At 37.7% G+C, this 23,943-nt stretch carries 24 protein-coding genes; 11 read left to right on the forward strand and 13 right to left on the reverse strand.

All coding sequences use genetic code 11. The features are described from left to right. The 3 genes from moaC to moaE are packed head-to-tail and all read left to right on the forward strand — an operon-like array spanning window position 1 to window position 1,239. On the forward strand, window positions 1-498 hold the full coding sequence (moaC, locus tag ACSHXM_RS07585; RefSeq protein WP_435688147.1) for a cyclic pyranopterin monophosphate synthase MoaC: 498 nt from the start codon (window positions 1-3) through the stop codon (window positions 496-498). Then, window positions 492-752 carry a molybdopterin converting factor subunit 1 gene (gene moaD, locus ACSHXM_RS07590; RefSeq protein ID WP_435688148.1) on the forward strand — a complete coding sequence of 87 codons (261 nt, stop codon included), beginning with the start codon at window positions 492-494 and terminating at the stop codon, window positions 750-752. The genes moaC and moaD overlap by 7 nt, the downstream gene beginning before the upstream one ends. 4 nt (window positions 753-756) lie before the next feature. Then, window positions 757-1,239 (forward strand): molybdopterin synthase catalytic subunit MoaE, encoded by a 483-nt coding sequence (moaE, locus tag ACSHXM_RS07595; RefSeq protein WP_435688149.1) that lies wholly within the window; start codon window positions 757-759, stop codon window positions 1,237-1,239. Between the two features lie 48 nt (window positions 1,240-1,287). Here moaE and ACSHXM_RS07600 read toward each other — a convergent pair whose 3' ends face one another. The 11 genes from ACSHXM_RS07600 to rrtA all read right to left on the reverse strand — a co-directional run bounded on the left by ACSHXM_RS07600 (window position 1,288) and on the right by rrtA (window position 12,667). Beyond that, window positions 1,288-4,419, reverse strand: coding sequence for an efflux RND transporter permease subunit (locus ACSHXM_RS07600; protein ID WP_435688150.1), 3,132 nt, complete (start codon window positions 4,417-4,419; stop codon window positions 1,288-1,290). Further along, window positions 4,419-5,486 carry an efflux RND transporter periplasmic adaptor subunit gene (locus ACSHXM_RS07605; protein WP_435688151.1) on the reverse strand — a complete coding sequence of 356 codons (1,068 nt, stop codon included), beginning with the start codon at window positions 5,484-5,486 and terminating at the stop codon, window positions 4,419-4,421. Before ACSHXM_RS07605 ends, ACSHXM_RS07600 begins: the two co-directional genes overlap by 1 nt. Before the next feature lie 158 nt (window positions 5,487-5,644). Continuing rightward, window positions 5,645-6,064, reverse strand: coding sequence for a ferric iron uptake transcriptional regulator (gene fur / locus ACSHXM_RS07610; protein WP_435688152.1), 420 nt, complete (start codon window positions 6,062-6,064; stop codon window positions 5,645-5,647). A gap of 114 nt (window positions 6,065-6,178) precedes the next feature. Further along, on the reverse strand, window positions 6,179-6,703 hold the full coding sequence (gene fldA, locus ACSHXM_RS07615; RefSeq protein WP_435688153.1) for a flavodoxin FldA: 525 nt from the start codon (window positions 6,701-6,703) through the stop codon (window positions 6,179-6,181). Window positions 6,704-6,744: 41 nt separating this feature from the next. Next, on the reverse strand, window positions 6,745-6,954 hold the full coding sequence (locus ACSHXM_RS07620; protein WP_435688154.1) for a DUF2788 domain-containing protein: 210 nt from the start codon (window positions 6,952-6,954) through the stop codon (window positions 6,745-6,747). A gap of 76 nt (window positions 6,955-7,030) precedes the next feature. After that, a complete protein-coding gene (locus ACSHXM_RS07625; protein WP_435688155.1) occupies window positions 7,031-7,780 on the reverse strand; it encodes a substrate-binding periplasmic protein in 750 nt (249 codons plus the stop codon). 181 nt (window positions 7,781-7,961) lie between these two features. After that, window positions 7,962-8,714, reverse strand: coding sequence for a substrate-binding periplasmic protein (locus tag ACSHXM_RS07630; RefSeq protein ID WP_435688156.1), 753 nt, complete (start codon window positions 8,712-8,714; stop codon window positions 7,962-7,964). 27 nt (window positions 8,715-8,741) lie between these two features. Continuing rightward, window positions 8,742-9,527 carry an alpha/beta fold hydrolase gene (locus ACSHXM_RS07635; protein WP_435688157.1) on the reverse strand — a complete coding sequence of 262 codons (786 nt, stop codon included), beginning with the start codon at window positions 9,525-9,527 and terminating at the stop codon, window positions 8,742-8,744. An 83-nt stretch (window positions 9,528-9,610) separates the two neighbouring features. After that, window positions 9,611-11,041, reverse strand: a complete 1,431-nt coding sequence (locus ACSHXM_RS07640; protein WP_435688158.1) for a sulfatase family protein — start codon at window positions 11,039-11,041, stop codon at window positions 9,611-9,613. Window positions 11,042-11,229: 188 nt separating this feature from the next. Further along, complete coding sequence (locus ACSHXM_RS07645; RefSeq protein WP_435688159.1) at window positions 11,230-11,538, reverse strand: isoamylase early set domain-containing protein; 309 nt, start codon at window positions 11,536-11,538, stop codon at window positions 11,230-11,232. A gap of 559 nt (window positions 11,539-12,097) precedes the next feature. After that, window positions 12,098-12,667, reverse strand: a complete 570-nt coding sequence (gene rrtA / locus ACSHXM_RS07650) for a rhombosortase (RefSeq protein ID WP_435688160.1) — start codon at window positions 12,665-12,667, stop codon at window positions 12,098-12,100. A gap of 165 nt (window positions 12,668-12,832) precedes the next feature. Here rrtA and ggt point away from each other — a divergent pair, with 165 nt between their 5' ends. Continuing rightward, window positions 12,833-14,578 carry a gamma-glutamyltransferase gene (ggt, locus tag ACSHXM_RS07655; protein ID WP_435688161.1) on the forward strand — a complete coding sequence of 582 codons (1,746 nt, stop codon included), beginning with the start codon at window positions 12,833-12,835 and terminating at the stop codon, window positions 14,576-14,578. A gap of 90 nt (window positions 14,579-14,668) precedes the next feature. Here ggt and ACSHXM_RS07660 read toward each other — a convergent pair whose 3' ends face one another. Together ACSHXM_RS07660 and cysK are read right to left on the reverse strand one after the other, a co-directional pair. Next, window positions 14,669-15,112: a hypothetical protein gene (locus tag ACSHXM_RS07660; protein WP_435688162.1), complete on the reverse strand. Its 444-nt coding sequence runs from the start codon at window positions 15,110-15,112 to the stop codon at window positions 14,669-14,671. Window positions 15,113-15,214: 102 nt separating this feature from the next. Next, window positions 15,215-16,180, reverse strand: coding sequence for a cysteine synthase A (cysK, locus tag ACSHXM_RS07665; protein ID WP_435688163.1), 966 nt, complete (start codon window positions 16,178-16,180; stop codon window positions 15,215-15,217). A gap of 335 nt (window positions 16,181-16,515) precedes the next feature. Between cysK and ACSHXM_RS07670 the strand changes: the two genes are divergently transcribed. From ACSHXM_RS07670 to glnS, 7 genes are all read left to right on the forward strand, one after another. After that, window positions 16,516-17,649, forward strand: a complete 1,134-nt coding sequence (locus tag ACSHXM_RS07670) for an RDD family protein (RefSeq protein WP_435688164.1) — start codon at window positions 16,516-16,518, stop codon at window positions 17,647-17,649. 18 nt (window positions 17,650-17,667) lie between these two features. Further along, window positions 17,668-18,678, forward strand: coding sequence for an XdhC family protein (locus tag ACSHXM_RS07675; RefSeq protein ID WP_435688165.1), 1,011 nt, complete (start codon window positions 17,668-17,670; stop codon window positions 18,676-18,678). Then, window positions 18,669-19,283 (forward strand): nucleotidyltransferase family protein, encoded by a 615-nt coding sequence (locus ACSHXM_RS07680; RefSeq protein WP_435688166.1) that lies wholly within the window; start codon window positions 18,669-18,671, stop codon window positions 19,281-19,283. The genes ACSHXM_RS07675 and ACSHXM_RS07680 overlap by 10 nt, the downstream gene beginning before the upstream one ends. A 1-nt stretch (window position 19,284) precedes the next feature. Next, window positions 19,285-19,797: a (2Fe-2S)-binding protein gene (locus tag ACSHXM_RS07685; protein ID WP_435688167.1), complete on the forward strand. Its 513-nt coding sequence runs from the start codon at window positions 19,285-19,287 to the stop codon at window positions 19,795-19,797. Further along, window positions 19,794-22,040, forward strand: coding sequence for a molybdopterin cofactor-binding domain-containing protein (locus ACSHXM_RS07690; RefSeq protein ID WP_435688168.1), 2,247 nt, complete (start codon window positions 19,794-19,796; stop codon window positions 22,038-22,040). The genes ACSHXM_RS07685 and ACSHXM_RS07690 overlap by 4 nt, the downstream gene beginning before the upstream one ends. A gap of 111 nt (window positions 22,041-22,151) precedes the next feature. Then, window positions 22,152-22,835 carry a rhomboid family intramembrane serine protease gene (locus tag ACSHXM_RS07695; RefSeq protein WP_435688169.1) on the forward strand — a complete coding sequence of 228 codons (684 nt, stop codon included), beginning with the start codon at window positions 22,152-22,154 and terminating at the stop codon, window positions 22,833-22,835. Between the two features lie 100 nt (window positions 22,836-22,935). Next, window positions 22,936-23,943: glutamine--tRNA ligase (glnS, locus tag ACSHXM_RS07700; protein ID WP_435688170.1), on the forward strand; the 1,008-nt coding region annotated here is incomplete at its 3' end.

Raw genomic sequence — 23,943 nt, forward strand, 5'->3', positions numbered from 1 at the left:
ATGACAAGTGAAACTGAGTTTACCCACATCAATGAACATGGCAAAGCTAACATGGTGGATGTAACGGAAAAACAGATTACTCAACGACAAGCTGTGGCGGAAGGGTACATTCGCATGTCTGATTTAGCCTATAAAAAGCTAAGAGATAATCAGCACGCTAAAGGTGATGTGTTGTCTATAGCAAGAATTGCAGGGATCCAAGCGGCTAAAAAGTGTAGTGATTTAATTCCTCTTTGCCACCCTTTGATGTTGTCTAAAGTACAAATAGACTTTGAAACCATAGATGACAGTCGCCAGGTACGAATTCAGGCTTTATGTAAATTAGCCGGACAAACTGGTGTAGAGATGGAAGCATTGACGGCCGTGAGTGTTGCTGCATTAACATTATTTGATATGTGCAAAGCGGTTGATCCTCTCATGGAAATAGACGGCATCAGAGTACTAAAGAAACAAGGTGGAAAAAGCGGAGATTGGCAAGTAGAGGCTGAAAAATGTTAAGGGTATTATTTTTTGGACAGTTAAAGGAAGTACTTAAAACCGTTCGTTTAGAACTTGATGTTAAAGATATCGACACAAAATTAGACACAGTTAGTCATTTGAGACAATTCTTACAAAACAAAGATGAAAATTGGCTAGAATATTTACAGGCTGGCAAAGTGTTGGTAGCAGTCAATCAAGAGTTAGTCCAAGAAGACCATCCTATAACTGACTCAGACGAAGTCGCTTTTTTTCCTCCGGTTACAGGTGGGTAAACTTATGCCCAAATCTATAGCCAAAAACCAGGAGTTAGTGACTTCCATAGTAGTACAAACTGAAGATTTTGATTTAGCAACTGAATATAACCAGCTTCGAGAAAACAACTCTACAGATGGTGCTATTGTGACTTTTGTGGGACTAGTACGAGATTTTAATCAAGATGGTAATGTTTCAGGGTTATTTTTAGAGCATTACCCAGAAATGACAGAGAAATCCTTACTTGCCATTGTTGAACAAGCAAGACAGAAATGGCCAATAGGCAGAGTCACTGTAATTCATAGAGTAGGGCATTTGGAAGTGTCTGATCAAATAGTATTTGTTGGTGTGTCTAGTCAACATAGGCAAGCAGCTTTTAGTGCCAATGAATTTATTATGGATTTCCTGAAAACCCAAGCGCCATTTTGGAAAAAAGAAACCTCTCCTAAGGGAGATGTTTGGGTTGAGGCTAAACAAAGTGACGTTTCTAAAGCCCAAACTTGGTAAAGGAAAATGACTGAAAGTTAGTCATTAATAAACGCCAAGGTTAAGCAATTAAGCGTTAACCTTTGGCATTTTTAGAATTGTGACCAACAGAGCTGGTAAAAATGTCAGCGTTAACAATGTTGAAAACAAAATACCGCACAACACAATAATCCCAACGCCTCGATATAATTCTGTACCATCTCCTGGAATGAGTACCAGTGGCGCTAATCCAAACACTGTAGTTGAAGTTGACATTAGTATTGGCATCAGCCTTTTCTTAACTGCTCCGCGCACAGCTTCTAGAACTTCAACACCTTTTTGCTGCATGTTTTTGCGAGTTTGATCAACAATCAAAATAGGGTTGTTAACCACTGTACCTAGCAGGATTAAAAAGCCTAACATGGTGATCATGTCTAACGGTTGGTGAAACTCAGACAAACCAATATGTTGTAAAGTGGTATTCACACCATTCACCGTAATTAACCCCAATAAACCACCTGCCATACCTAAAGGTATAGTGGTCAGAATGAAAAGTGGATATCGCCAGTGGGTAAAAATTGCCACTAATAGTAAATAACTTAATACAATCGAAATCAAAAAGTTTGATGATAATGAAGCTTGAGTCGCTTCAAGTTGGTCGGCTGCTCCACTGATTGTGAGGTTAATGCCTTGCACTACTTTTCCTTGCTGCAAAAGACTGGTTAATAACTTTGTTCTCACTAATTCTTCAGCTGTTTCAAGCGCCACACTTTTGGGCGGAATTATGTATACAGAAACTGTTCTGTTTCCATCTACTCGTCTTAAACTATCACTACTATAACTAGCACGCATATCTGCTAAAGCATTCAAAGGCATAACTTGCCCCGTTGGAGTCATGATTGGGGAGTTTGCTAATTGTTCGAGGTTTTGTTGATTACCTGCGTGGCTAAAGATAAAGATGTCAACTTTGTCGTCATCCAAAATAAACTCATCAACATAGGCTCCGTCACTAAAGGCTGAAATGGCATACCCTAGTTCACTGTTACTTAAACCTAGTTCTGATAATCTATCCCATCTTGGGGTAACTTCTATGAGAGGTTGATTCAAACTCAATGAACTGGGTTGCGAGTTTATTTGAGGATCTTCAAACACAACTTCAGCTTCTTTATAAACCGCTTCTGCTGTTTGATATAACTCTATTAAGTTTGGTCCCGAAATATCGACCGCTACCGCACGGGTTCCCCCATCATTACTCGAGATGATGGAGCCTCGAGAAGAAAAGGCCCGCATATTTGGATAGCTTTCAAACTTTTTGGTAATAGAATCCATCATGGCTTGAATATGATTTGGGTCGACGGGGCGACTTAAAAACCAAACTCTTCCTGCAGACACAGACATAGTGTAATAACTTAAAGGCGGCATATCTGTTGTGCCGTTTTCAAACCTATCACTTTGATCATTCAGGTAAGAATCAAAATGTACTCTTAATTCTTCTCCAATACGTTTCATTTCACTCAAGTTATAACTTGGTGGCGCAATCATCAATGAGAATGCTTTAGGTTCTTCACCTTCTGGTAAATATTCGGCGGCAGGCATAAAAGTATAAGCAGCACCTAAAGTCAAAATTGAAAATGCTAATACAGTGATCCTAGCTTTCGACTTAGTGGTAATAAAATAATCAACGAAAGTGAGCCATTTAGCTGATAGTTGCAGTTGCTTATCAACATTATGTGGCTTGAGCCTGTTAAAGTTGGCGATTGCGACAGGTACAACAAGTATCGCGACTAACATAGAAGCTATTATTGCCCCTGATATCGCGATGGCAATGTCAGAGTATAGTTGCCCTGCTTCTTCTTGGACAAAGAGAATAGGGGCAAATACGAGTATTGTAGTGGCTGTAGAGGCTAATACCGCAGGCCACACATCAACAACACCGGCAATTGCTGCTTCAAAACTGTTTTTGTATTTTTTGCTGGCTTGCATAATGCTCTCTAGCACCACAATAGTGTTATCTACTGTCATGCCAATAGCGAACGCAACTCCAGCCAGAGATATGACATTGATAGTTCGATCAAACAACATCAAAGATAAAAATGCTGCGATTGTGCACATGGGTATTCCTAATATCCCAATGAGCGTCACTTTGGCCGAGCGTAAGAAGTAATACATCACTATGGTGGCCAATAACCCACCTAGTATTAAGTTAAACCAAACATTAGATAAAGAGCTACTGACATATTCAACATCATCACTTAATAAGTTTAATTCTAAGCCTTCATATTTTAATAACTCGTCATTTATTCTTTCAACCGCAACCAGCATTTTTTCTTTTATTGCCAGAACATTGGAGCCACTTTCTCTTCTGACTGATAGACGAATAGTACGTTCACCATCAGAGTAGGACAGACTACGGGTTTCGTAATGATCTAGTACAACTTGCGCCACATCTTTTAGGTAAATATTTACATTGTTTTGGCGCTTTATTATCAAACCTTCTAATTCAAATACGTTTTTAAAACGGCCAATAACTCTGATTAGATAACGTTCTTTTTCACTTTCTATATCGCCAGCTGATGCGTCTTTATTTCGGTTTCGAATAGCGCTTCTGACGTCATTTAAACTAATACCTCTTTGAGCAAGTTTAGATGGGTCCACCTTAATTTGTACTTGTCTTGCCGCACCACCATTAACTGAAACCTCAGAAACACCAGGGACACTTTCCATTCTAGGTCTGACATATTCATCAGCATAATCTCTAATGAGATCCATATCTAAGTTTAGAGGATTTCCTTTTTCTGGTTTTAGAGAAAAATACATAAATGCATTGCTTGAAAAGGAGCTGGATATCAAGCGAGGCTGATCGACGTTTTCTGGGTAAGATGATACTTGGCTAAGTGCATTATTAACGTTTATCATGGCATCGTTAACATTTACACCAAAGGGAAATTCCAACTCAATAGAAGCGCTTCCCATTGAGGCGTACGACGTCATACGCTTTAAATTAGGTAAACTACGTAAATATCGTTCTTGTTCAATTAGGATTTCTTTCTCTACATCCTGTGGTGTGGCGCCGGACCATCCTGTTCGTACGGTAATGGTTCGAACTTCCAGATCTGGAATCATTTGAACTGGTATTTTCAGTGCTCCAACAATACCTAAAATACAAATGATGGTGACTACGACCGAGACTAAAGTCCCTTTGTTTATAACTGCCTTAAACACTAATTTACCCCTTCAACAGTTTTAGTCGTAACTGTTTGGCCTTCGATAAGTAAATCATTTCCAGACACTATGACGGCTGTACCGTCCATAACTCCTTCAACTGTCACAGTGTTAAAGCTGCTGTTAAGTAACGTTATCGGGAGCCTTTTCACTTTTCCGTTGTTGACGGAATAAACGCTGTAACTTCCATCTGGGTGTTTTTTCAGTGAGGTCTTAGGTAAATTTACTTGTGTGGTATTTTCCATTGGCATTAACAAGCGAACTCGAGCAGACATTCCAGAAACCAAATGGGAATTCGTTGGTAAGTCAATTTGCGCTTTGAATGTACGACTAATTGGGTTAGAAACTTGAATATATCGGTTTATGGTTAGAGCCATAGATTCAGTGGGTGCTGTGTCTGGGGTGACCAATACTTTTATGTCAGATGTGTTTTGGATATCTTTAAAGTACTCCTGTGGAATATCGATAAATATTCGTAGCACGTTATCTGATACTAACTGTAATACTCGACTCTGGGAGTTCACCCATTCACCTAAGTCTATGTTTCTATTGGCAATAATCCCTGTAAATGGCGCAATGATGATGTGTCGATTAACAATCTCTTGTTGTAGCTTTACTTTAGCCGAGGCTTCAGATAATTTAGCTTTACTATTAGCTGCATTAGCTTTTCTTTCGGCAAGTAAGGTCTTAGCGACCACTTTTTGTTTTGCAAGCCGTACTATTTCCTCAAATAGGCGTAAATCTTCTTGGTACGCAACATTTGCTGTAAGTTTGGCCGCATTCGCTTGCTCTAATTGAATAAGGGCTAATGTGTCATCTAATTTAATTAGTTCTTGCCCCTTAATGACTTTGTCACCGGCTTCAAAGTTTATTGTTTTTACTACCCCTGATTCTAGGCTCGTCAGTTTTGCATCATTTAGCGCACTAACTGAACCACTTAGTTCTATTTCTAGTTTACCGGCCTTTTCGTTAGCGATAACTACGTCAACAGCGAGTGTGTTGGCAATGGAGTATTTATGAATTGATAAAATAGCTATGACTAGGAAATATTTATGAAGACTTAACATACATACCTTATTAAATTTATAATGTATTTGTCCCCGTTTGTACCGAGCGGGACCTAATTACATGACTATTCCAAAATGCCGGGTTGAGTGCAAATAATATTGTTAAATAGCAAAACGCCGCTGTTGTAAGCGGCGTTTTATGATTCTAATTCAGATATTTAATCTTCATCACAGTTTTCTTTGCAATGACCATATAGGTAAAGACTATGGTGTGTGAGGCTCATATTATGACGCTCAGCTACTTCTTCTTGTCTCTTTTCAATTATCTCATCTTCAAATTCAATCACTTTTCCACAGTTCAAACATACTAAATGGTCATGGTGTTTCTTATGACTAATTTCAAAAACCGATTTACCGCCTTCGAAATGATGGCGGTTAAGAATACCCGCATCGTCAAATTGGTTTAATACTCGGTAAACTGTCGCCAATCCAATATCTTCATCTTGTTCAATTAAGATTTTGTAGACGTCTTCAGCGCTAATATGCTGATTTTCAGGTAGTTGAAGTATTTCCAATATTTTTAAGCGCGGTAACGTGACTTTTAATCCAGCTTTTTTTAATTCTTTATTATGTTCCATTGACTTACTTACAAATAATTGATGAAGCCATTATAGGGGAGTTAATGACTATTGGAAGGAAAGTTAACAAATTAGTAAATGAAAAGGGAGCTTAACTCCCTTTTTTGTCTAATATTAACCCAGCTCGGCCAAACACATTTCCTCATGTATTTGTTTACACCAAGCTTTTACTCTTTCTTCTGTCAATTCAGGTTGTCGATCTTCGTCAATCCCTAGTCCAACAAAATGATCGTCATCGGCCATGCCTTTTGACGCTTCAAAGTCATATCCATCAGTAGACCATTGCCCAACTAAGATTGCACCTTTTGCTTCAACTATGTCTCGCACCATTCCCATGGCATCCAGAAAATATTCTGCGTAGTCTTCTTGGTCACCGCAGCCGAATATAGCAACTAACTTATCTTCGAAGTCGATTTGTTCTAGTTCTGGAAAGAAATCATCCCAGTCGCATTGAGCTTCACCATAATACCAAGTTGGAATGCCAAACAATAAAAGGTCGAACTCTGCAATTTGTTCTTTACTGCTTTTTGCAATGTCTTGGACCGCGATTAAGTTTTTGCCCAATTCTTTCTGAATCATTTTAGCAATATGTTCAGTATTGCCAGTATCGCTGCCGAAAAAAAGCCCCACACTTGCCATTATTAACACTTCCTCACACTATAAATAAATTGTACTTAGGTTTATTCACCAATAAATAACTGCATTACACCTTTAAAAATGAATCCAGCCGCGCCCAAAAATAAAACAAAATACACTACAATTTTACCAATCATAGGCACATTGTTCTTTTTTAAAATATCATGCACGGCGTAAGTCATTAAAATGAACAATCCAGCCAGACAGAGGTTTAATCCTATGGCTTCAATCAATTCGAAATTATCACTTATCATTTATTCGGTAAACCCTATAAAAAAACGGCCGTACTCTAACACAGAGTTACATTCAATAAAATTGGATCTAGTTTAATTATCTCATTTTGCTGTGCTTAAGAATAAGAGATTGCATAAAATTTTCATTACGCATTTTAGTAATGACTTTGTCTATGGCACTCTTTATATGAGCAAGTTTTGGACTTAAAAATATTTTGATCTCGGCAGATTCAACAGGATAAGGAGAGCGGTATATTGTTGTATCTTTATATTTACCTAAATCCATTAATTCGTTGGCTTTAAACTCACCTAACAATGCCAAATTACATCTTTTATTTATCAACATATCAAACATTAGTTTTTGTTTAGACACATCTACTCTTTGTAATTTTCTTAGTAAAAATTGGCGGTGTACAGATGTGTAAACAAAGTCTTTACGTGTACAAATTAAAGATTGTTCTAGATCTTCTATTTTAAAATGTTGTGAAAAGGGTGAAAGTTGATAAAAATAGTCCCTGTGTTTTAGGATTGGGACACTTGCTAGTAGCTTATCCGGCCCTTTTAGCCATGCAGAACTGGACATTATTGCATCAACCTCGCCCATATGAAGTAGGTATTCAGCTCGGTTTTTGTCTGAGTCTACATATTGGATGCCCATGTTGAATTCGGACGAAACCTTGAATAATAAATCGACTATCAAGCCTTTGTATTGCGTCGATTGCCTATCAGTATAAAAATAAGGTTTTGCACCTGGACTATTAACGGCAAACTTAATTTGTTCCTTTGCCAAGCAGACGTTACAAATCACAAAGCAAGCGAAACCAATTAGAGATTGACGTGTTCCCATTAGATTAATACTCCTTTTTAACCTTACCCTAATGTACTGTAATTTACTTTACTATCAAGGCTTACAAGCGTGCAAACCAATTTTCATCAAAAGTCCATATATTCCCTTGGCATAGACCCAGAAATTTAGCCTTTGTCGTGCCTTAGTCATAGTTCAAATTTAGTTAAAGATAATATTACCCTTAGTTCTGTGCTTGACTATGGCGTTTTAAGGATTTCATTAATTCACCACTTTTCTTCATTTTGGAGATTGTTTTATCCAATATGGGTTTAAGTACCTCACGTTGTTTCGTTATAAATATTACGATATCTACCACGTTACTTGGCAAAGCAGACTGATGAATGTTGGAGTCTTTGAATTCCGATGAAAGTAATAATGTGTTGGCATTATATTCGTTCATTAAAACTAACTGGCAACGGCCTTTTCGTAACATTTGCATCATTAGTTTTTGATTTGATACATCAAACCTGTCTAACTGTTTAGTAGTTAGCAATTTGCTTATTGAGGGGTATACAAAACCAGTACGAGTACAAATAGTTGATGGTTGAATGTGGTTGATATCGAAGTTTTTATTAAACGCATCTAGTTTATAAAAATAACTTTTATGAGTACTTAGTGGAATAGTATTTAACAGTGATTTAGGCGTTGTTAACCATGTTGAAGACGACAGAAGTGCATCTGCTTTACCTGTACGAACTAATGATTCTATTCTTGTTCTATGGGAATCAACAAATTGGCTGGAGATGTTAAAATCAATCTGCACTTGTTCCATAATATCAACAACAAACCCCTGGTATTGCTTGGTCTTGGAATTAAAATATAGATAGGGGGGAGAGCCAGGGCTATTTACTGCAAACTTAATCGTTTCTTGACTATACGATGGAAGACTAGTCAATAAGCTTAGTGCTAAGATTAAGAATCTATTAAAGTACATAATGTAATCTAAATTTTAAACGGTAAATCAAACCTTACTACCATATCGCAAGAAATCACAAACTATTTTGTGACATAAGTCTGGTTTTTCTGCATGTAACCAATGTCCGGTATTTCCGACTACTTTTGACTGGCTTTTAGGAAATAGACTAAGTATGAGAGAGCGATGTTCTGCGAGCAAGTAATCAGAGTCTCCGCCTTTAATAAATAATACCGGTTTTTCAAAGGTATTATTGGATTCGATAGCACCGGAAAGAATTGAATAATCTCTCTTTAATAAAGGAAGGTTAAATCGCCACTCCCAACCTGATTCACCTTGATAAAGGCTCTTTAATAAAAACATCCTAACACCAGGTTCTGCCACATATTGTTGCAATGCTTCGTCAGCTTGTTTTCGACTAACAATTTGATCCAGCTTGATATTTGTAAGCCCCATAATCACCTGTTGATGCCTTGGCGGGTAAGCTACTGGAGCAATATCAATGACGACTAATTGTTTGACCAGTGTTGGATGTTCTAGAGCCATTTTCATGGCGACTTTTCCACCTAAAGAGTGTCCCAGTAGTACCAGTGAATCGATATTTAGCTCGGTGATTTGCTGATAGATAAGTTGAGCATATCCATCAAAACTGAAACCTTGAGTGGTTGTAGATTTTCCATGATCAGGCAGGTCAATGGATAAAACTTGAAAGTCGTTAGAAAACAAACGACGTAAGCCCGATAGGTTATCTAGGCTACCGAATAAACCGTGAATTAATACAATCCAAGGTTTACTGATATTGTCAGAGTGAATTTGATAATGAATATTTTTCATATATAGAGCCAAAAATGCATAAAAACATACTAGTTGCTATTGTACGCATTTTTGCTCCATATAGGATACGGTCTTTAGTAAACTTAATAAGCCCCAGAAGCTTTATACATTTCCATCTTAGTGGGACGAGGACGTTTTCGAGCAGGTGTTCTTTCACCTGTAACCCGATCGAAATCATCCAGCGTACGGAAACTTGGGATATAGTCTGCAGATTCTTTAATCCAATCCTCTAGTGCTGCACTATGTTCATTAAGGATTTTTTTGTATTTGGGATCAGCAGCTAAATTCTTTAATTCATAGGGATCATTTTTTAGGTCATATAACTCGTGCTTTGCTCTTGGAGCAATAAATGGGCGTGATTGGTGTTTATTCAACATACCTGCGTTATGTAATCTAACTAATTCAGCCCATGTCTCATGATACATAGTATCGCCACTAGGGGTTGCTGGTAAATCATTATAGTTATTACGAATGTAACGATAACGCTGTGAACGAACAGTACGTCCATGGTCTTCAAAATCATGGAAGTTACGTTCTGAGAAAGCGTATTTTCTAAATGACTTTTTAGGGTTGCTAAACAATTGTTTGAAACTCTTGCCTTCAATTGTGTCAGGCGTTTTGGCACCTGCTAGGTCAAGAAAGGTTGCAGATAAATCAATCGAACTAACAATGCTGTCAGTAGTGGAACCTTTTTTCTTGATACCTTTTGGCCAATGCACAATAAATGGAGTTTTTATGCCAGAATCAAACAGTGTGGTTTTATCGCGAGCGTAGGGTCGTCCATTATCGGCGATCACAATAACCAGGGTATTATCGGCAACCCCTTGTTGTTCTAGTTTTGCAATAACTTTACCTACATCTGCATCAAAACGGCTAATTTCATCATAGTAGTTTGCAAAGTCATTATAATATAACTCTGTAGGTGGATAGTAGGGAGGAAGAGTAACATCAGCTTGGGTGTGTTGATGAGGTAAGTTTAAACCAGGTCTCCACGGTCGGTGGGCATCCCAAGAGGCTAACCATAAAAAAAATGGCTTATCTTTATCACGATAATCCATTAGTGCTGACCATTCACTCGCACCAGACAGCGAACCATTGCCGTAATAAATTTCTCGAACCATGTCGAAACGTTCTTTAATAGCTTCGCCCATATGCCATTTACCAGAAGCTCCAGTCCAATATCCCGCTTCTTTTAGCTTTTCTGAAAAGGTTGTTTGCGCTAAAGGTAAATCCCAATGAAGTTGCTCTGCATCAGTATTGTGTGGATAGCGACCCGTTAATATACTTGCCCGACTCGGACTACATGAGCTAGCGGTGAGATAAGCGCTGTCAAATCGCATACCTTCTTTAGCCATTTTATCTAGATTAGGGGTGTGAACATTTGGATGTCCATATGCTCCAATGTCATTCCAACTAAGGTCATCAGCAATGATTAACACAATGTTTGGTGATTCGTCTTTAGCTATAGTTGGTAAACTAAACCCTAAACAGGCAACAGAAAAGACGATTGTCATTAATTTCTTATTTATCATTAATATTGGCGCTTTGTATTTAAAATTAAACAGAAGTTAAGGTTAACGCCATATTGCATATTTGTGAAGAGGGATTACACATAATTATTGAATTGAGATTAACTAGATATGTTGAACTACAAAACTTAGGTTTAAATTTGTTAGCTAAGTTTTGTAGTTCAAAAGAAGTGTTAAACAGTAACTACTGAATTCTCTTCGAGCGAAACAGGGGATGGAGCATAGCTGTCGGCTTGCCAGTCGTTTTCCCATAATTCATTATCCAACAAGTATCTGAATTGATATGTTGAATCCTTAGGCAAATCAACGGTAGTCGTAAAACCACCATTTTTTAACTTTTTCATTGGCAAAGATGTTTGATCCCAGTCGTTAAACTCGCCAACCAAAGATACCTTGCTAGCTTGCTGTGCTTCTTCTTTAGTTAGTTTGAAAGTCACTTTACAAACAGACTTAGACTTTAAATATTGTTTTTTAAACGCCATGATTATTTCTCCAGTTACATGATTAAACTTTTAAATTTCCCGGTTTTTAAAGCTTTTTCAAAACTACTGTTTAGGCCGAGTAAACACATATTAGCACTGTGTCTGACCATTTATTAACCTCTTTTTTGTTGTATAAATGTGACATTTATTGCAGCTTCTTTAATGATTTGTTGCAGTCAGATGTCAGGTGAATTTTAAGTAACAATACATTTACAAAGGATGCGGTAAGAAGCCCGCAAGCCCAATAAATTAGGTGCGTGAGTAAAAGGCAGTAGAACGAAATTGATTAACATTTAAAATTGCAGTTTAAATGAAAAATATTAATTTGTTTGTGGAAATGACTCATTTTGTCCTTGCTAATAACAGAATCAACGGCATAAATCGCTAATCATTCCTAAAATATGAAATTGAAATTCATATTATACCTGCCAAAGAGTGTGACAAGAATCTTGTGGAATGGGCTTGTAAGTTGCAACCTGATAATCATTTAGAAGAATGTGAGTTGATTTGTCTAACCGGTGGAATAAATATATTTTATACGTATGCGATTTTGGATGAGTTAATTAGGCGAATTTATCCAGCGCTTTAAGATATGTTTAAAAATAAAAAGTCCCATTACAATTACGCTACCACTGACGGTTCCAGAAAGATGAGCATCAATTGCAACATTAGCTTCAATCAGGCTAGAAACATCCTTACTCGGACCCATTATCTGTTCATGGATTACTTTTAACCAAACAGCGATGAGTAATAACCAACCTGTTTTTATACGGTACATGACATCTTTATAGGCTCCTACGATAAACAGTCCATGTAAAATGCCAGATAAGCCCACATACCAGACCAAATGTTTTGAAAACATAAAAATGCCAAAACTGGTTCCTAAACATAAAATGATAACTGTCCACAAAGATTGATAACCATAATATTGTCCATGCAATGCCCACAATAGTATTACTCCTAACAAATTGAGAGCTAAGTGAACTGAATTAGTATGTAAAAAGTGTCCAGTAATAACTCTCCACCATTCACCTTCAAGTATTGGGTTTAGTTCATAAGGTAAATACTCGTGAGAAGAGGGCTCAAAAATCCAACAAATAATTGCTACAAGACCTACAATAGTAGGCATAAAACAATGTTGTTTAGTGAAAGGTAATTTGGACATGAAAGATAAGAGTTTGTGTCGGTAACCGTATGATAACTAAATTATTCTATATTAGTTATTTGTATTTGCATATTGGAGCGCTCACAGATAGTGTTTAGTTTAAATATAAGATTCTTGAATGAGATATTAGTGGTTTCTAGATTTATATACCTTTCAATTAGTTTAGTCGTATTCTCGACTCAGTTAGCGCATGCCAAAAATATAAGAGAAGATCGTGAGCCCGAAGCGGCAACTGGATACCAACATAAAAAAGCTTTTAAGGCTGATGAGTATATGGTGGTGGCGGCTAATCCTTATGCGTCTTGGGCAGGTAAAAACATTTTAAAAAATGGCGGCAGTGCCATAGATGCTGCTGTGGCTGTACAAGCTATGCTAACTTTGGTTGAACCTCAATCGTCCGGGATAGGTGGTGGTAGCTTTATTTTATACTGGGATAATAAAGCTAAGAAGTTACATACCTATGATGGTAGAGAGACTGCGCCTAGCAAAGTAAATATAGATTTATTTTTAAAAGACAATAAACCAATAAAGTGGATGGATGCAGTTGTTGGAGGACGTTCTGTTGGTGTTCCAGGTACGCTTAAAGCCTTAGATATGGCCCACAAAGAATTTGGGAATATGGCTTGGTCTGATTTGTTTGACGACAGTATTAACATGTCACATAAGGGATTTACCGTATCCAAAAGATTAGCGGCTCTAGTAGCTAAGAGAATACATCCTGGTTTAAATAAATTTAGAACATCTTCAGTGTATTTTTATCCTGAAGGACAAGCTCTAAAAGAAGGTCAAGTTAAAAAAAATAGTGGGTTGGCAAGGGTGTTAACCGATATAGCTAAGAATGGCGTAGAGTCTTTCTATACAGGGCCACTAGCAGAAAAAATTGTAAAAGCAGTCGAGTTTTCAAGTGTTAATCCTGGTTTGTTGCGAAAAAGGGATTTAGCAAAATACAAAGCTATTAAACGTAGTCCGGTGTGTGGCAAGTATAAGAAACATCAAGTATGTGGTATGGCTCCACCCAGTTCTGGAGGGATAAACGTATTACAAATACTGCGTATACTGGAGCCGTTTAACCTTGCACAATATAAACCTAATTCGATTGATGCTGCTCATTTATTTACTCAAGCATCTCGGTTAGCATATGCCGATAGAGATCTATACATAGCGGATATGGACTTTACTCATTTACCCTTTAGCGCAATGGTGAGCTATCGATATTTACAAGATAGATCTAAAAAGATAGATCTAAATAAGGATATGGGGCGTACCCGTGCTGGTAAACCTTTTCCTTCAATGAATTTTGTTAAGACATCTTCCTATGAATTACCAAACACTAGCCACTTTTCAATTATAGATAAACAAGGTAATGCAATATCTGTGACCTCAAGTGTTGAATTTGCATTTGGATCTGGACTGATGGTGGAAGGATTTTTACTCAACAACCAACTGACAGATTTTTCTTTTAATCCATATCGAAATAGTCGGGCTGTATTGAATCGTGTAGAGCCTAATAAAAGACCACGAAGTGCTATGAGCCCAACTATGGTGTTTAACGAAGACGGCGAGTTGGTCATGGCGTTAGGCTCTCCAGGAGGAAGCAGAATAATTAGTTATGTGGCGCAAACGATTATTGGCATGTTGGATTGGGATTTAGATATCCAGCAAGCGATAAATTTACCTAAAATTACAAACCGTAACGATTACACCGCCCTAGAAGTAAATACGCAAATAGCGCAACTAAAAACAGATTTAGAAAAGCGCGGGCATAAAGTTAAAGTAAGAGAATTAAATAGTGGCTTACATGGTTTTCAAATAAATAACGGAACGATAATTGGAGGAGCTGACCCGAGGAGAGAAGGGGTTGCGGTTGGTGAGTGATTATATCGAAATTAAAGGCTGTTACTCACCCAATTAATCTTACGAAATTGATGATGTGGGCCGCTCTTAGTTTAAAAAGCGACAAATCAATTATTCGGCGCTGACTTTATCGACCTTCCACTCTTTGTTCAATCGAACTAGGCTTATAATACGTAAATCTTTAAGTACATTATCATCTAGGGTTCCTTCAAAAAACAAAGATATTTTTGCTTCTTGAGCGAACTCATTTCTACCCGCACTACGTGTACTTGGTTGTATTTTAACCTTGTCAAAACGCATATTTAATACGTGTTTTTGGACTGCCTTATTTGTGTGGTAAGAACGTAACAAACGCTCCATCTTCGGTGTACTGTATTTAATTGCACCTGACAAATCCTTTGTGTGGTATATCTGGTTAAAAAATTCAATTGCTGCAAATTCAGGTACGTCAGAATCTAACATGCCAAATTTCCCACCACCACGTTTAGGCTCAGCTTTTTCGCACGCACTAAAAATGGCTACAACCAGCAGCAACCACGACATATTTTTAAGCATTTTAAGACCCACAAGAAATGAAATTGATCGATATGTTATGCGTATGTAACAAAAAAGGGAAGCCTAAGCTTCCCAAAATATACGTATAAATAAATGGTTTATTTACTGAACATTTTCTGAATCGGAAAATTCACCAGCAAATAATGGGCTACTTAAATAACGCTCAGCGGCACTAGCTAGTAACACAACAATTTTCTTATCAGCATTCTCTGGCCTTTCAGCAACACGTTTTGCAGCAACAACAGCAGCACCAGAAGAAATACCTACCAGCATACCTTCTTCTTTCATTAAACGATGGGCCATGGCAATTGCATCTTCATTACTAACTTGCTCAACTTCATCTACTAAGTCTAAATCCAAGTTACCTGGAATGAAGCCCGCACCAATACCTTGAATTTTATGAGGTCCTGGCGTTAATTCTTCACCTGCTTTTGCTTGTGTAATTACAGGTGAATCAGTTGGCTCTACAGCAACAGAAGTGATTGCTTTACCTTGTGTATTTTTAATGTATCGGCTAACACCTGTAATGGTTCCACCAGTACCTACGCCAGCAACAAAGAAATCTATTTCACCGTCTGTGTCATTCCAGATTTCAGGACCTGTTGTTTTTTCATGGATCTCTGGGTTAGCCGGATTCTCAAATTGATGCAGAGGGATATACTTTTCTGGATCAGAAGCTACAATTTCTTCTGCTGCATTAATTGCACCTTTCATGCCTTTAGGCGCTTCTGTTAATACTAAGTTGGCTCCCATAGCTTTAAGTAATTTACGACGCTCTAAACTCATTGAACTTGGCATGGTTAACGTTAATTTGTAACCTCTAGACGCTGCAACAAAAGCTAATGCAATACCTGTGTTTCCACTTGTAGCCTCAACTAATTCGTTACCTGGTTTCAAAATGCCTTTTTTCTCAGCATCCCAAATCATATTGGCGCCGATACGACATTTAACACTGAAGCTAGGGTTTCTTGCTTCGATTTTAGCGTAAACATTGCCAGAAGTGACTCGGTTTAATTTTACTAGAGGAGTTTGGCCAATAGATAAAGAGTTGTCGTCAAAAATCTGCATTTTATATCCTTTTTAAAGTATTGTTCTTATATTAAAAAACTAATCCTACGGGGTAATAGTTTCTATTAGTTCTATTTACTTAATGTTGAAGTTTTTATATTTATAACTGATATACAAATATTAATCATGTTTTCTTATCCCTAGGATACTAAAACCTGTTAATCAGACAGTAAGGTTATACTAGTTAACATTGTTAATTCTTATAATCTTGTATTAGATTAGGCCGTAGTAAATTAATTCAAAGTGTTATTTAGCTATATCTTATGGTTAGCCGCTATGTGAAACTTTAAAAATAGACATAAATGTCGTTCTAAAAATTGTATTAGGGATATAAGTTGGAAAATAAATCGATTATAGAATCTGAAAGTTTATCAGATGAACTGATTATTGAATCGTCCTCCACATCAAATAGCTCAAAAGAAACCCGCCAAATAGTTACACCTTATGCTTTTCATGTGTCCCCAGAGTTATTTGGAACACCGTTAGCGAGTCCTTTTAAAAGAGCTCTGGCAATTGGTATTGATGGAATGTTGCTATGGATGTTAACCCAAGCAAGTGGATTCTTTTTAGCGGGAGTTGCTGCGGCTACATTCTTTCGTGCTGGAAATAGATTGAAACAAAAAAAACGATTTAACGGCGTCAGAATTACGTTACGATTTTTAACGGCTATTTTATTGTTTGTATTTGTCATGGGGATTGTTGATGAAATAAATTACGGAACAGATGGCAATGCTCAAAGCTCTAATGAATTTAGTGCAGTTGAAGGAATAGCCTCAATAGGCCTAACCGGAAAGTATATTTTTCAGATTAATAATACTCAACAAAGAATAGATGATGAGAAATGTCTAAACCCTGAAGATTGTTGGGGCAAATTAGCCGAAGAGTTAACTAGTGATTTAGTTAAACTTGAAATGGAGCATGAAAAAGCAACCGGTATTATGGATGTTGTAGTTGAAATGCAAAGTGAAATATACCCAAACACAAAGGCGGAACTACTAAAACCGAAACTCATGGAATTATATGAACTTAAATCAAAACAGCAAAGTACTACTAAAAATAGCCAAGAAGTAAACTTAAGTACCCCAAACTCTCAATCAGCCGAAATTCATATAGGTACCGACAAGCCGAATTCGACAAGTATAGTTGATTGGATAAAAGGTACCTTGGATGATTTAGGTTTAGGATTTGGGTGGGCTGCATTTTATTTTAGTGTTTCTACTGCCTGGTGGAAAGGTCAAACACCCGGTAAAAAATTTGTTGGAATTAAAGTACTAAAACTTGATAACAGTGAATTAAATTTATGGGAAAGTTTTGGCCGTTATGGTGGTTACGGAGCTGGATTTGCGACAGGGTTAATGGGTTTTTTACAAGTTTTCTGGGATCCCAATAGGCGGGCGATACAAGATAAAATATCAGAAACTTTAGTTATAGATATACGTAAAGAAAAACAAACATATCCACCAAAGTAACAATAAAGATAAGAAAAAATGGCAAATAGAATTAACCAATTATTAGATTATTGGAACCTTCACAAAGATTCTCAACAGTGGGTATTGGCAACTATTATTCAAACAGACGGTTCATCTTATCGTAAAGCTGGTGCCATGATGATGATTAATGACTTAGGTCAATATTACGGTATGTTGAGCGGTGGATGTTTAGAGTCTGACATCATGCGACAAGCGCGGCGGTGCTGGGATAATGGATTCAATAGGATTGTTGAATATGACATGCGAGAAGAGGAGGACCTCGCTTGGAAACTCGGTATTGGTTGCGGCGGAATGGTTAAGATTTTATTGCAACCTGTAAATAATGAAAACCAATACCTTATGCTAACCAGGTTAAATCAAGCATTGAATGAAAGACATACAGTTGTTTATAAACAAAATATAGATTTATCTGTACCTAAAAACCTTGTGTTAACCGAGGAACAAATTGATCCCTTAGAATTTGGGCTAACAGATACTGCAGAAACAGCTTGTTTTATTCATAAATTAAAGCCCGCTCCATACATAGCAATATTTGGTGGTGGGTTAGATGCTAAACCTGTGGTGGCGATTGCTGCAGAGTTAGGATGGAAAACTTTATTAGTCGATCCTAGAGTGGGTTATGCCAAAGAAGGATATTTTAACGGTGCTGATAGAATTGAAAGAAGGGAATTTGAAGAATTGGTCAATGAGGAGTTTCTATTCAATATCGATGCAGCACTTGTGTTAACTCATAACGTAAAGCTTGATGCGAGTGCGCTTAAACTTTTGCAAAATAGTAATGCCCAGTATATTGGATTATTGGGACCTGTACATAGAACACAAAGAGTTCTAGAAACAGCAAATTTAGAATTAAAAGGTTTAACTACCAGATTAGCCAACCCGGTTGGTTTGAGGCTCGGTGGAGAATTGCCTGAATCTATTGCCTTGTCTATGCTGTCTGAGGCTCACGCTGTGATAGAGAAAGGTAATGCGGAGTCTATTAGTGGGATATTCAACACATGTCCTTAGCTGTCGTTATATTGGCCGCTGGAAAAGGGAGACGCTTTGGTGGTATTAAACAATTAGCTGATATTAACGGTACCCCTCTAATTTTAAAAAGTATTCAATCATTCTTCTCAAACGGACAACCACTGCCTGGTATTAGTCAGGTCAATATTGTTTTGGGATGTAATAAAGATAAAATTAAGTCTCTTGTCCCGGCTGGTGTGAATATAATAACGGCTAAAAACTGGGATCAAGGAATGGGTCACAGTTTAGGGGATGCAATAGAGCAGTTAGAGCATGGTTTCGAACATGTATTTATAGCACTTGCTGATCAAGTTGGCATTAACACTTCTATTGTTAACAAGTTACTGTTGACTTTATCCGAGCGTCCTTCGAATATAATAGCCGCTAAATACGGAGAACATATAGGTGTACCTGCGATATTTCCTTCGACATATATGAACCAACTACTAAGCTTGTCTGGGGATAAAGGTGCACGAAGTATTATCCGCAACAACCTTAATGAGGTAATAAGTTTAAATATCCCCGAAGCTAAATTGGATATTGATACACAGGAAGACCTAATGGGTTATATAAATTCAAACACGCATTGCATACAGGAGCGGTAAAATGGTCCGTTTTACATTGAACAATCAAGTAACGGAAGTGGACGCTGAATTAGATACGCCACTTTTATGGGTATTAAGAGATATATTACAATTAACAGGGACAAAGTTTGGTTGTGGAATGGCGCAATGCGGCGCCTGCACGGTACATCTAGATGGTCAACCAATTCGATCTTGTGTAATGCCTGTTTCAGCTATCGAAGGTAAATCGATTACCACTATTGAAGGAATTAGTTCAGATAATAGTCATGCGGTTCAACAAGCGTGGATAGATCACAATGTACCGCAATGTGGGTATTGCCAATCTGGACAAATCATGAGTGCAGTTGCCTTGTTGGAAACGAATCCAAATCCAGATGACCAAGCAATCGACAATGCGATGCAAGGCAACATTTGTCGATGTGGAACTTATCCCAGAATTAAAGCGGCGATTAAATCAGTAGCTAAATCTAATCTAAGTTTAGTTGGACAAGATTTAAATTATGATCTGGCGGTAAATGTTGGAGAAAATCTATGAAAAACTCTCACAGTTTACAGAGCGTTAGTCGTCGTAATTTTCTTAAATATACGGGTGTTGCCAGTTCAGGTTTAATTTTGGGCGCTGTTGTTCCATCCCATCTAGCTTGGGCCGAAAATAATCATGACTCAAATACACTTAACTTATTTGTAAGCATAGAAAAAGACAATACGGTTAATATTGTTTGTCACCGCAGTGAAATGGGGCAGGGAATTAGAACAAGTATCCCACAAATTGTAGCTGAAGAGCTTTGTGCAGACTGGTCTAAGGTAAATGTTGTTCAAGGACTGGCGAATAGTGCCTACGGCAGTCAAAACACCGATGGTTCACGGTCTATTCGTAATTTCTATTCGGCAATGCGCCAAATGGGGGCTGCAGCTAGAACAATGTTAGAAGGTGCTGGTGCTAAATTCTGGCAAGCCTCAATCAAAGACGTCTATGCCGAAAATGGCTACATCATCAACAAAGTAAGTGGCCAGAAATTGAGTTTTGGTTACCTAGCAGACTTAGCTTCAGAGCAACCTTCCCCAGACGTAAAATCACTTAGCTTTAAAAAACCTGAAAACTTTAAAATTATAGGTCAGCCTATACCAATAGTTGATTTACCTAAAATAGTGAATGGTACAACAGAGTTTGGCCAAGATGTTTTGTTAGACGATATGGTTTTTGCCAGTATCGAACGCTGCCCTGTGATTGGCGGGAAAGTTAAATCAGTTAACAAAAGTGCGGCGCTAAAAATACCCGGAGTGGTAGATGTTATAGTTATGCCAGAACAATCTTTCCCTGTGGTATTCAAACCTTTAAATGGTGTAGCTGTGATTGCAAAAAACACATGGTCAGCACTTAAAGGTCGTAAAGCCTTGGAAATAGATTGGGAGCTTGGAGAAAATCAATCTCATAATTCTGAGGAGTATTTAGAAGAGTTAAGTAAAAATATAGTCACCAAAGGCAAAGTCGTAAGGCACACAGGTGACGCTTATAAAGCGATAAAAGAATCCAAACAAACTGTCAGTGCGAGTTATACAGTTCCATACTTAGTTCACGCACCTATGGAACCGCCTGCTGCTACTGCTGTAGTCACACAAGAAGGCTGTGAAGTTTGGGCATGTACTCAAGCACCACAAGGAGTTCAACAAACTGTTGCTCAAGCTTTGGGCTTAAAACAAGAACAAGTTAAAGTTAATATCACACTACTTGGCGGTGGCTTTGGACGAAAATCGAAACATGATTTTTCTGTTGAAGCAGCTATTTTAGCAAAACAAACAGGTAATCCGGTAAAAGTAGTTTGGAGCAGAGAAGACGACATTCAATCTGGCTATTACCATGCCATTAGTGCCCAGCACTATGAAGCTGGTTTGACAGAATCAAACCAAGTTTCTGCTTGGATCCAACGTTCAGCTTTTCCTAGTATCATTTGGACTTTCAATGACAAAGTAACTGAACCCTCTGATATGGAGCTATCACTAGGATTTGGTGATATGCCTTTTACAATCGATAACTTGTCTTGTGAGAAACATCAAGCACCTGCACATTTACGTATTGGTTGGATCCGTTCTGTATCGAACATTCAACATGGCTTTGCGTTAGGATCGTTTGTTGACGAGCTAGCTTTAGTCAGTGGCAAATCAACACAGCAAACGTGGTTAGATTTACTGGGCGAAGATAAATTGTTAGATGTTAAGGCTCAAGGTTTTGACTATAAAAACTATGATATGCCCATTGAAGATTACCCAATCGATACATCTAGATTAAAGAATGTTTTAAATTTAGTTGTTGAAAAGTCAAATGCTAATCAAACGACAGCAGAGAATGAAGCATGGGGTATTAGTGTGCATAGGAGCTTTTTAAGTTACGTAGCGGTGGCAACTAAAGTTCGTGTGTTTAACGATAAGGTAAAAGTATTAGAGATGTACAATGTGATCGATGCTGGTCGAATAATTAATCCAGATAGGGTTAAGTCACAAATGGAAGGAGCCATGATATTTGGTTTGTCGATAGCGCTAATGGGGCAAATCGATGTAAAAGAAGGTGCTGTCGTCCAATCAAATTATCATGATTACCCTATGTTAAGAATGCATCAAAGTCCTGAAATATATTCGTACATTGTTGAATCTGATGAGTTAGCTGCTGGGGTTGGTGAGCCAGGTGTGCCACCGGTTGCTGCAAGTGTATGTAATGCTATTTTTAGAGCGTGTGGCAAACGAATTAGAGATCTGCCGATAAATAAACATCTTAAAGTCTAGTCCTCAAACGACTCATTAAATGTAAAAGCGGTAAGTTGTCATTGGTTTACTGCTTTTTTATTTTTTTAGATTAGCTGTTTAAAATATTTTTAATCCCCTCATATTAATTGTATGAACGAAAACATACGGTTACGCAAAGGCATTTTAGGCGCACTTACTTTCATAGTTTGTTTGTGGTGTTTGAAATCGGCTGAAATATTATTCTCCGTCGATTTATCATTTTTAGGCGTTACCCCACATACCTTTTACGGACTTATTGGCATATTTACCGCACCTATAATTCATGGATCACTAGAACACTTATTCAATAACACCTTGGCTATGTTAATCCTGGGAAGTGTTTTGTACTACGGGTACCCAAAAACATGGTTAAAAGTAGTTTCGGTGGTTTGGGTTGCCTCGGGTATTGGTGTTTGGATATTTGCAAGACAAGCGTCACACATTGGTGCGAGTGGCTTAACGCATGGACTTTTTTTCTACCTGTTTGTTGTGAGTTTATTTCGGCGCGATAAGAGTTCAGTAGGTATCATGATGATTGCATTTTTAATGTATGGCGGGATGACCATGAGCATATTTCCAAGAGAGGAAGAAATCTCTTTTGAGTATCATTTTTTTGGTGCTTTAGTTGGCATTATATCTGCGTTAATTTGGCGGGATGTTGATCCTAAGCCAGTTGAAAAAAAGTATGAATGGGAAGGTGAGGAAGAAGATATTGATCAGGAATGGGAAATTGATGGAAATTTGTACGAACGCAGCAAAGAGTCTAAAAATACCTTTAATAACAAACTTCACTAACCTTTAATTTGTCAATTACATCTAAAAACATATTAGCTTCAGGCTTGATACTGATATAATACTTTCAAATAATATTTTGCTTAACTAAGAGGGTTTCTGAATGGCCGAGACTGAAAGTCGTCCGACCAATTTTATTCGTCAAATTATTGATAAAGACATACAAGATGGAAAACATACTAATATTCAAACTCGTTTTCCACCTGAACCTAATGGCTATTTACATATAGGCCATGCTAAGTCTATTTGCCTAAACTTTGGAATTGCTAAAGACTATGAAGGGCAATGTAATTTACGATTTGATGATACAAACCCAGAAAGAGAAGATATTGACTACGTTAACGCTATTCAGCAAGACGTGGCTTGGTTAGGTTTTAAATGGGCGGGTGAAGAACGTTATTCCTCAAACTATTTTGACCAGCTCCATGGCTTTGCTGTTGAGTTAATTAATAAAGGTTTGGCTTATGTCGATTTTTCAAGCCAAGAAGAAATGCGTGAAATGCGTGGGACTTTGACCAAGCCTGGTGTAAATAGCCCTTACCGTGACACAAGTGCCGAAGAAAACTTAGCTCTATTTGAAAAGATGAAGTCGGGTGAATTCAAAGAAGGAGAGTGTTTATTACGAGCTAAGATAGACATGACGTCAGCGTTCATGTGTATGCGTGATCCTGCTTTGTATAGGGTTCGTTTTGCTCATCATCATCAAACTGGTGATAAATGGTGCATTTACCCAATGTACGATTTTACGCATTGTATATCTGATGCCATAGAAGGCATTACACATTCTTTGTGTACTCTAGAGTTTCAAGACAATCGTAGATTATACGATTGGGTCATTGAAAATATTACTATAGATGTACAACCTCATCAGTATGAGTTCTCAAGGCTTAACTTAGAATACACAGTGCTCAGTAAACGTAAACTTATTCAATTGGTCGATGAAAAACATGTTTCTGGATGGGATGATCCAAGGATGCCGACTATTTCTGGTTTACGTAGAAGAGGTTACACCCCTGATTCCATAAAAGAGTTTTGTCAAAGAATTGGCGTGACTAAAATGGATAATATGGTTGAAATGTCAATGTTAGAGGCATGTTTAAGGGAAGAGCTT

This window comes from Paraglaciecola sp. (assembly GCF_051252315.1).
In the GTDB taxonomy this organism is placed as follows: Bacteria; Pseudomonadota; Gammaproteobacteria; order Enterobacterales; family Alteromonadaceae; genus Paraglaciecola.